This window comes from Geminocystis sp. M7585_C2015_104, assembly GCA_015295805.1.
Lineage (GTDB): Bacteria > Cyanobacteriota > Cyanobacteriia > Cyanobacteriales > Cyanobacteriaceae > DVEF01.
Genome location: DVEF01000080.1, coordinates 1 through 10000, shown reverse-complemented (window position 1 = coordinate 10000; position 10000 = coordinate 1). Strand labels below are relative to the sequence as shown.

General features: G+C 41.5%; 7 protein-coding genes (1 of these 7 cut by a window edge). 5 read left to right on the top strand and 2 right to left on the bottom strand.

Annotation, left to right across the window (positions count from 1 at the left end; genetic code table 11):
- Both IGQ44_09630 and IGQ44_09625 read right to left on the bottom strand, forming a co-directional pair.
- On the bottom strand, positions 1 to 576 hold the 5' portion of the coding sequence (locus tag IGQ44_09630; GenBank protein HIK38235.1) for a sugar ABC transporter permease. 291 nt of this gene lie to the left of the window's left edge; the window shows 576 of its 867 coding nt (coding positions 1–576); its start codon is at positions 574 to 576; the stop codon falls past the left edge of the window.
- A 9-nt stretch (positions 577 to 585) separates the two neighbouring features.
- Entirely contained in the window at positions 586 to 2328 is a 1743-nt protein-coding gene (locus tag IGQ44_09625; protein ID HIK38234.1) for an N-acetylmuramoyl-L-alanine amidase, read from the bottom strand.
- 293 nt (positions 2329 to 2621) lie between these two features.
- On the opposite strand from IGQ44_09625, the gene IGQ44_09620 reads away from it, so the two are divergent.
- The 5 genes from IGQ44_09620 to IGQ44_09600 all read left to right on the top strand — a co-directional run bounded on the left by IGQ44_09620 (position 2622) and on the right by IGQ44_09600 (position 9842).
- Positions 2622 to 4757 carry a ComEC family competence protein gene (locus IGQ44_09620; GenBank protein ID HIK38233.1) on the top strand — a complete coding sequence of 712 codons (2136 nt, stop codon included), beginning with the start codon at positions 2622 to 2624 and terminating at the stop codon, positions 4755 to 4757.
- A 2345-nt stretch (positions 4758 to 7102) separates the two neighbouring features.
- Positions 7103 to 8155, top strand: coding sequence for a glycerate kinase (locus IGQ44_09615; protein HIK38232.1), 1053 nt, complete (start codon positions 7103 to 7105; stop codon positions 8153 to 8155).
- Positions 8156 to 8263: 108 nt separating this feature from the next.
- Complete coding sequence (locus tag IGQ44_09610) at positions 8264 to 8548, top strand: hypothetical protein (protein ID HIK38231.1); 285 nt, start codon at positions 8264 to 8266, stop codon at positions 8546 to 8548.
- 28 nt (positions 8549 to 8576) lie between these two features.
- On the top strand, positions 8577 to 9242 hold the full coding sequence (locus IGQ44_09605; GenBank protein HIK38230.1) for a HEAT repeat domain-containing protein: 666 nt from the start codon (positions 8577 to 8579) through the stop codon (positions 9240 to 9242).
- A gap of 12 nt (positions 9243 to 9254) precedes the next feature.
- A complete protein-coding gene (locus IGQ44_09600; protein ID HIK38229.1) occupies positions 9255 to 9842 on the top strand; it encodes a chromophore lyase CpcT/CpeT in 588 nt (195 codons plus the stop codon).
- Positions 9843 to 10000: the final 158 nt, after the last annotated feature.

Below are 10000 nucleotides of genomic sequence, written 5' to 3'. Positions count from 1 at the left end.
TTCGGCGGCTTCGTATTGGGTTTGGGGGATAGTTTGGAGACAGGCGAGGAAAACAACCAGATTAAAGCCAATTTGTCGCCAGCAGCTAAAAAGGATTAAAACTGGCATTGCCCAGGTAGTACTATTTAGCCAGGGTATGGGGGTTATTTTCAGTTGTAGCAGGATTTGGTTGACTGGGCCATTGTTTTGAAATAGCCAACGGAATCCCAATCCCATGGCTACAAGAGAGGTGACGGAGGGGACAAAGTAACCCGTGCGTAGTAGGGTTTTTAGGGGGATATTTTGATTGAGTAGTATGGACAACACTAGGGGTATAATGGTGCTGGGGGCTATGGTAGCGAGGGAGAAATAAGTGGTGTTTAGCAGAATCCTAGGGAAGTCTGGGTTAGCTAGTAGTCTCTTGTAATTTTCTAGTCCTACCCATTGAAGTTGGTTGAGATTACCATCAGTAAGACTCAAAAATAACACCGCGATCATTGGCAAAAAAAGAAAGCAGGTTAGAAAAAATAGAGAGGGAAAAAGGAATATCCATGCCATAAGGGGGGTGGATTTTTCCGGATGCCAGTGGGTATTCATTGTTTTTGCCTAGTTGCCGGAGGTAGCGGTTTTTTCCAGTAGCCAGTTTTCAATGGCATCAGCCAAGGTAGTTGCTAGGATTTCTTGTGCCTGAGGATTAGTAATCCACTCGAATTCCTCGGGGTTTATCATAAAACCTAATTCCAATAATACCGTAGGAGCCACATGGGGGCGGGTTAGTGCCAAATTATTCCAATAAATCCCGTAGCTTGGACGATTTAGTTTCTCGGTAATATAGTTATGGAGGTAGACTGCCAAATCACGGGCCTGGGGGTGATACCAATAGGTACTTATTCCTTTTGTAGTTTCGGCATCGCCTCCGTCGGGTAGGGCATTGTAGTGGATAGAAAGAGCAATGGTGGGTTTGATTTTGCGGATTATATTCTGTCTGTCTTGTAGGGCAACAAACTCGTCTGTTTCCCTGGTAAGATAAACCGTGGCCCCTTTTCTCTTCAACTGTTGTGCTAATAATAGGGCCACCCTGAGATTTACGTCTTTTTCTGCTACACCTGTAGGTCCTAGTGCTCCTAACTCCTCTCCTCCATGGCCTGGGTCTATTACAATTGTAGCTCCAGATATTTGGGTTTTTAGACGGGGGGGAAGGCTGAGACTGAGAATGAGATTGCTGCCTTGGTAATAGACATCATAACCCCACTGTTGGGGGGATTTGAAGGTGAAGAGGTATTCCACCTGAGTGGGAGTTTTCTGATGCCAGTCTAGTCCTTCTATTAGAGGATTGTCATCGAAACGAATTATATCTGTTTGTGCTATGGTATTATACAGGGTTAGGGTGAGGGTTTGAGTGGTTTGTAGGATAGATATTGGGACTTGTACTTCCAGAGGGAAAACTATCTCTAGGCTATTTTCTGTGAGGCGAGAGGTAATACTACGAATAAAAGAGACAGGAGGAGTGTTGGTGGGCAAAATTTTGGTTTCCTCTGCCCTTATCCAGCCGCCATAGTCTAGCCGCAACCATTCTCCCCGTTTGCCGGTGACTCTTGCTTTTACTCCCTGGGGGAGGGGAGTTAGACGGGAATATTCTACCCCCGGCCCCGTCCGTGTTACACCTTGTATAGATTTAACTTCAACCACCGGCAGTCGTTGTGGGTTTAGGACATTAATTTTACCATTGCCCCTTCTTTCAATGTTTTTATTCTTGTAATTCATAGAAAAAACCGGTGTGAGAGAATCCGTAGTGTAATCAAAAGAAGCGCAACCTGTAACCCTTTGCCAGGAGTGGGAGGGGTTGGTAAGGGTTTGATTTTCGCCTAACAGGACTGCAGAATTGGGGGGGAGAGGTTGTTTTAAGTCGGGGGTGAGGGGAATTTTCTTACCCCCTACAGTAACTGTGGTTTTGGCATCAATGGGAGTTATGGCGCTAAAACAGACATTCTCTCCAGGCAAAACAGTTACATCTTCCCTAGGATTTATTAGATTACTGCTTAGTGTTTCCACCTCTTCCCAAAGAGGCTGATTATCTTTTCTGAGAATAGTGCGTTTGACTTCCTCCCTGCCATAGCGGATAACCACTTCGTTTTTCCCTACCTTTAAGGGAATAGAAGGGGCAAAATTACCCTGGGGCGAGCGGCGCACTATGTTACCATTTACAATAACATCCCCTTTTGCCGGTGCAGAGCCTATGATGAAAATAGATGCCGCCGTGGTTTCATGATTAGTCGGCGGGTAAACCACCTTCAGGGATTGGGCATTGACAGGGACAGCTTTTAATGCCATTTCTATCCCTATTACCATTCCTGTTGCTATTATCACCTTTGTCCATACTGTCGGTTTTTTCATTACTGCCATCCTTGCTTTTTCTCCTTCCTTAAGGGGTAATATTCTAACCTGTGGATTGTCTTCCGTTTCACTATTTTTTTGTCTTTAGTTCTTTTTTTTTTTTTTTTTTGCTTTTTTATGGGGTTATCCAGAGGGGGTGTAACTGTTTAATACCTCCCCCTACTAAAAGAATTCTATCTCGAATATGAGCCTTATTTAGTTTATTTAGTTTAGGTTAAATTTTAAACTGATGCAGCTCTTTTTGTAATATGAAAATTAACGGCGCGAAAATTGAAGTAAAATATGGATTTTTTGGAGCCTACTTGCTAGGATTACTTTTTACCGGTATTTGGAACGTTGAAGAGATAATAAGATTGCTGGCTGCTGTTGCATTATTGGGGTTTTTGCTATGGCTTTTTCGAGGAATAAATCCCTACTTTAGATTAAAAATTAGCCATATATTTTTATTCTGTATATTGGTTGTAATAGGCTTTGTTTACTACTACTGGCGTTTGCCCAATGCCGACAATTTGTATATAAGCAAACAGATTGTTGGTGGTATGGAGTATGGCAAATTCTATCCAGTTAAGGTAGAAGGCATTGTTTTAACCCAACCCAAAATTAATCGCAATCAAAAGGGAAAATTTATTCTCCTTGCCAACAGTCTAATAGATGAGAATGAAAAAGAGAAAAAGGTTACGGGGAGGATATATGTCACATCCCCCTTATTAGAGGTGAAAGGAGTATATCCCTCAACAACTATCAGGGTGGAAGGAAGTCTATATTTGCCTTCTCCCCCCTTAAACCCGGATGGATTTGACTTTGCAGATTATTTACAGAAACAAGGGGTATTTTCCGGCTTAGCAGCTAAATCTATAACCATAATTGAAAAGGGAAATTGGTGGCAAGGATTTTTGTATCAAACCAGAAAAAGAATTATTCAAACCCATATCCGTTTTTTGAAGATGCCTTATGGTAGTCTTTTATCTTCCATGGTGATTGGCAGTCGCGCGGTGGATTTGGATTGGCAAACAGAAGAAAGTTTCCGTCTAGCGGGTTTAAGTCATACCCTGGCTGCCTCCGGTTTCCATGTGTCTCTTCTACTGGCGGTGGTTTTAAGTGTGACTGCGGGTTTTTCCCCAGATAGGCGTTTTTTGATAGGGAGTCTATGTCTTTTGGGTTATGCCACTATCACTGGATTTTACCCCTCCATTTTAAGGGCAACTTTTATGGGGATGGCAGGCTTGGTAGGAATTCTACAAGGAAGACAAGTGAGGATTTCTGGCAGTCTATTGTTGGCTGGGGTAATATTGCTGATTATCAACCCGGTGTGGATTTGGGATATTGGCTTTCAGTTTAGTTTCATGGCGGTTTGGGGATTAATTGCTTCCACTTTTCCCATAACCAAACGTTTGGATTTTTTGCCTCCCACTATTGCCAATATTGTCGCCGCCACTGTTGCCGCCACCATTTGGATATTGCCCCTACAATGGTATCATTTCCATCGTTTTCCCCTTTATGGCATTATCACCAATATCCTTGCCACCCCCTTAGTCATTGTAATCACTCTGGTGGGTATCGTTGCCGCCTTTGTTGGTGTTTTTATCCCCCTGTTAGGCAGCAGCATTTCTTTTCTGTTATATCCCTTTTTATGGTTACTATTTGCTATAGTGGAAACCAGTAACAAATTGCCCTTTAGTTCCTTGGCAGTTGGAAGACTTCATGTTTTCAATCTCGTTTTAGTTTATATTATCTTTCTAGCAATTAGCTACAAACGGGAGTGGAGAAAATACAGACTGGGCCTAATTTCACTAGCATCTGGTGTAGTTTTGACTCCTCTGATTTATCAAAAGTTAAACCTAATTCAAGTGACGATTATTGGCGGAGGTGACGAGGCAGTAATAGTCATTCAAAATCGCAACAACACGGCCGTTATTAATCTGGGAGATAAGAAAACTGTATACTTTGATTTAATGCCCTTTCTGGAAAATCAGGGAGTTAATAAACTGGAAGTGGTCTTTTTTGAGAAGGATGACAACTTAAATCTTCTAGCCTTTCTTAAGAAATACCTACCTGTAAAATATACCAATGAATACGAGTTGGCAAGAATAAAATCCATTAAAATTCTGGAAAGAAATACCAACTATCTCATGTTTGAGTTGGCCAATCAGAAATGGTTGGTAGTTGGCTGCGTAGAAAATAAAGATTTTGACACAAACCCCGACGTATTAGTAATTACTGATGGTAAATGCTATGACAAAAATTCGATTAAGAGAATAAAACCCCACTATGCCTTGATAAGTGGCATAAAAGATGTGGAACTGAAAATAGAAGGGATTACAGTTATCCCTATAACAAATAGCTGGATACGCTGGCTACCCCACAAAGGTTTTACCCGGCCTTAGCAGGAGTTAATAAAACTATTAATGCTAAAAAACGGAGAAGCGAAAAGCCATGAAAGAAAAATGAACGCTTTTCAGGTATTAAAACCGCTTAAACGCCCCCTCCCATATAATTAATTTAAAACCAAACATTAAGTTCATTCAGATAAAGATTTAATTAATATGACAGGCAGGTTATGCTTTTACTTTATCTTCCGAAGATGATTACAATATATTGATATTATTAGCATCTTTTATTTGTTATCTAAAACCATTATGATACCCTTTTATCTTCCAAGCATAATTACGATACTGATGGTATTAGCATCTGTTATTTATTATCTAAAACCAGGGGTTATCCTGCCAGGATTTCTTGCTCAAGCCTAAAAGTAATACGAAAAAACTCTCTTGGCGCCTTAGATGAATTTTGAATTTCCGCTTTAATATTGGTATGGTGTAATACATAAAACCAGGCCTATGGTTACCCCATACTACTTCGGAATAATATGGGCAATTAGGGCATGTCATTTATTGTCAAAAAAAGCCAGAGAATCCAATCTTCGGAAAACCTAGAAGTCTTATTTATTTCTCATTCTTTCTCATATAAAGTGAAAGAAATAAACCCTTAGGCAATAGGGGTGTCTCGCCTGTTGCTATGTGATTATTGCTATAGGATACAAAACAGTCTTCACCCCTGGTATTCCAATGTAAAGCAGGAAAGTCTATAAATTAAACAGCTATGAGACGGATAAGAGAGGAAAAATCAACCCCTAGGCATTGGATACGTCTCATTTATGCCTATGGCAAACAAGACAATATTTTTCCCCTGGCAATTGAAACGTCTTGTTTATTTTTAAAATCCCCCCTCAGGCTAGCAAAAAAAAACTCCCCGTCTATTCTTGAAACCCCCAAGATGTGTTGTTAATTCCCAACAAAGGAAAAAAAACCGGGATGTGTTTTTGATTTCTACCCCTATCTGTTGTTACTCCTACAAGAAAACCAACCCCCAGACGATAGATATGTCTAGTTTACTGCTACACAACACTAGACAATTTTACTTCCAAGCAATTGGCGTGTCTCCATTCCCATGCAATACAAGAAAATCCCGCTGTTGGGCAATTTAATTTAGGTGTCTCGTTTATCATTAAAATAACCTCCCCCAGACAACTAATACACCTCGTTTATTTCCCCACAATACAAGAGGATTTTTACCCCAGGGAATTCAGATTTCTCCCCTTTTCTCATTGTCATGCCTAGCATCCATTCCCCTGGCAGTTTAAATATCCCATTCATTCCTACTACACCAAAAAAATCTCCCAGAGACAATTCATATGTCTCACTGATGCTTGTTATTATTAAAGTTTTCCCCCAACCTACTAACACATCCAGCCTATTGTCTATCCCAGGGGATTGGGGTGTCTTGTTTACCCTTTTACAAAACTAGAAAACCTCCCCACCAAAAAGTTGCCATGTCTTATTCATCTGTGCTAAAAGGACAACTACAATTCCTTGTTTACTTCTGTGTCAATAAAATCTGCCTGTTAGGCAAACACCATGTCTTGTTTGTCTTGTTTATGGGCATTCAAAACGAAAATATAACCTCCTCAAGCAAATAAAATATCTTGTTTATTGCTTTGGGGACAAAAAATTTATTTATTAGACGACTGGGATGTGTTTTTATTCTTATCCAGAGGAAAAACAAAACACCATCAGTATTCCCTTATAAACAAAAAATCCATCTGTTGAGCGACTTACATTATACCCCGCATGGGATGAAAAAATTCCTCACCAACCGGAAGACTTTGCCTACCCCTGGGTAGAAGGAAAATTTGTGTTGTTCGTCTCTAAGTTAAATGGAAACATCTCCCCCTCCCTCCTCCTTCCGACAACTGAAATGCTTTGTTTATCCCTATACAATAAAAACCCTCTGTTGGGCTGCTGGAATGTCTTATTTACTCTTCTATAATACTATGACTGCTTTATTTTTGGGACAAAATTTGGGATAAAAAGAAAATCTGCCTGTTAGAATGATGGGATGCTTCATTTATTACCATATGAAATGAAAATATGTCCCCCCTCAGATGAATTGGATATATTGTATCTTCCCCTGTAATGGGAAACCCACCCCTTCATCTATGCCAGACTAAAAAATCAACCCTTTAAGTCACTGATTGGGTGACTGGTTTGTGTTTTTTATTTCTGTATAAGACCAATAGTATATACTGATAGACACCTCTATTAGAAAGTTGACATTTATTGTTTACTCCCCTGTAAGACTAGATAGTCTCCCTGTGGGGTTAATAAAATCTCTTGCTTGTTCCTGTATAATCCCTCTATAGGTCCTTGTTAGAATAAACCTAGCCTCTAATATGATGAACCTTCGGCTAGTTGATATAATCAAAAAACTGGTGAATTCAATTCCTATTTCTCAAGCCGAGGAAAAGATACTGATAAGTTATAAAACAGGGGATAACTATGCCTTTAACGAAGAAGCGTATCCGGATTTGTATAACAAGAAAAAGGAAGTAATAACAGGGGTTTACTCGGAGATATGGCAGAAGCTAGAAGAATGGAGGCTAGATAAAAACGAGGCAGAATTGATACACAATCTCTGGGGTTTGTGGTTGCCCTTAGCTTGGGAATTATTGACGCTTTATAAACAACAATCCACCCCCTTGGTATTAGGCATTTTAGGATTACAGGGCACAGGAAAAACCACCACGGCTAGGATCTTATCACTGATTTGGGAATATTTGGGACTATCGACTGTGGCAATATCCCTGGATGACTTTTACAAAACCTATGCCCAAAGAAGGATTTTAGCACAAATAGAACCCCGTTTGATTTGGCGTGGCCCACCAGCTACCCATGATGTGTCTTTGGCAATAGAGGTTGTGACTAGTCTTAAACAACGTCAATATCCAGTGTCAATTCCTAGGTTTGATAAATCACTACATCAGGGAAGAGGAGATAGAGCTTTTTATGAACAGGTCAACAGGGGTGATATTATTATACTGGAGGGGTGGTTCGTGGGAGTAAGACCAGTGCCGGAAGAGGTGTTTGACAATCCTCCCCACCCCATTATCACACCAGAGGACCGACAGTTTGCCCTAGACTGCAATAAAAGACTGGAAGAATATCTACCTCTGTGGGAGATGATTGACTATTTGTTGGTTTTTAATCCAGAAGACTACCGCTACAGTTTAAAATGGCGACAAGAGGCAGAAAGAAAAATGCGGCTTGAAGGAAAAACTGGGATGACAGACAGGGAGGTTGAAGAATTTGTCCACTATTTTTGGAAAGCCTTACACCCCCAGATATTTCTGCCTCCCCTCATCAACAACCCGCAACTGACACACCTAGTAGTAAACCTAGACATTTGTCGTCGTGTGACTGCGGTATATAAGCCGTTGTTTAAGTAAAAGCATTCAAGTGGAGAAATGGAAGTGCAATATGTCAAAAAGGGGTGGTAACTGCTACCATTGGCATGTAAAGAAGAGCTCAATTGAAATATTATTCTGTTATGGGCAATGGGAAAAATTAGAATTGAACAAATAGAGGAGTATAGCCGTAATCACCCCGAAGAAGTATTACTGGTAAAGGCAAAAAACGGGGAAGAGGAATTGCAAATAATGGTGTATAAGGGGATTTCCAGTAATCTCAGTGGCGCCACATCCTTTGACCTAGACACGCCTATTATACCAACCGGGGCGGAAATTATATCAGTAGACAGGCTAAAAAGCCCTTATAATCCCCACAATCCCGAATATATAGGGAAAGATGTAGACCCGGCATACCTGTTAAAATTACTCTAGTCTGAATCTGGGAGAGACCTATCCTAGTATGTATATTACAGGAAATAGCACAGAGAAGGTACAAAGACTAGTGGAGGCAGTAAGGAAAGCGGATTCTGCAGATGCCCTACTGAAGGCAGTAGAGGAATTGGCGGCAGTTAAGTCTCCCCAAGCAATACCTATACTAATAGAAGTTTTGGGGTGGAATAACCCCGGGGCGGCGGTGGCAGCGGTAGATGGTTTAATAGCTATTGGTGCGCCTGCAGTTGAACCTCTACTTCAGAACATAGACGATTACAATTATGGCGCAAGAGCCTGGGCGTTGAGGGTGTTAGCAGGAATAGGGGATATTAGGGCAAAGGATTTACTGATTTCGGCGGCTACTACAGACTTTTCTCAAAGTGTCAGACGCGCCGCCACCAGAGGCTTAGGCAATCTTAAGTGGCAACAGCTACCCGCCGAGGAGAAATTTAATACCCAGCAGGAAATCTTTAACACCCTCCTGACTACCATTGGGGATGGGGAGTGGGTGGTGCGTTATGCTACTGTAGTAGCCTGGGAAAACTTTTACCTAGCCCTGAAAGCCGACTCTGGTAGTCTGGATTTGTTGGCGGCAATTTCTGAGGAATTAAAGACTGTCTGTGCCAGGGACAATGAGATTGCGATTCAAACCCGTGCTAAACTGGCACTAAACCGAATCCAAGCTGGAATGTAACCTGGTGAGAACATGAGTCACTCCACTGATGTAAAAGCCCTAGCCCGTCTGATGGCGGCGGATTTCAGCAACCAAAAACAAGCGTGGGATAATCCCCCTTTTTTCGCCCATGTGAGGGTTTGTATGCGTCCACTGCCAGAATCCCTATTGGATGGCACCAGTCTATTTTTAGAACAGGCCTATGATTTTATGTTAAATCGTCCCTATCGGGTGCGGGTTTTTAAAATCCATGTGGTAGATGATCATCTGGAATTGGAACACTACAAATTGAAAGACGAAAGTAGATTCTATGGAGCGTCCAGAAATCCAGAGTTACTGAGACAATTAACCATTGAGGACCTGGAAAAAATGCCCGGCTGTGATATGATTGCCGAATGGACTGGTACCCATTTTCGAGGTTATGTAAAACCGGGCAAGAATTGCATCGTGGTGAGAAATGGCAGGGAATCCTATTTGGATAATAGCTTTGAGATTGACGAGGAGAAGTTAATTAGTTTTGACCGTGGTAGGGATCCGATTACAGATGAATTATTGTGGGGCTCAGTGGCTGGCCCTTTCCACTTCACCCGCCTTCGGAGTTTTGCCCATGAGGTGGTGTAGGGGCGACTATTCCCCCCCAAGGCGAATGGAATGGTTGATGGTATGACTGTGACTGTTAATCTATCCCAGGCTAATACCTCTTGCCATCATGGAGGCTAGTAGGGGAATAAGACTAAACCCTATTAACTCGAAGACTATTATCCCCTTCAGTCTCCTAT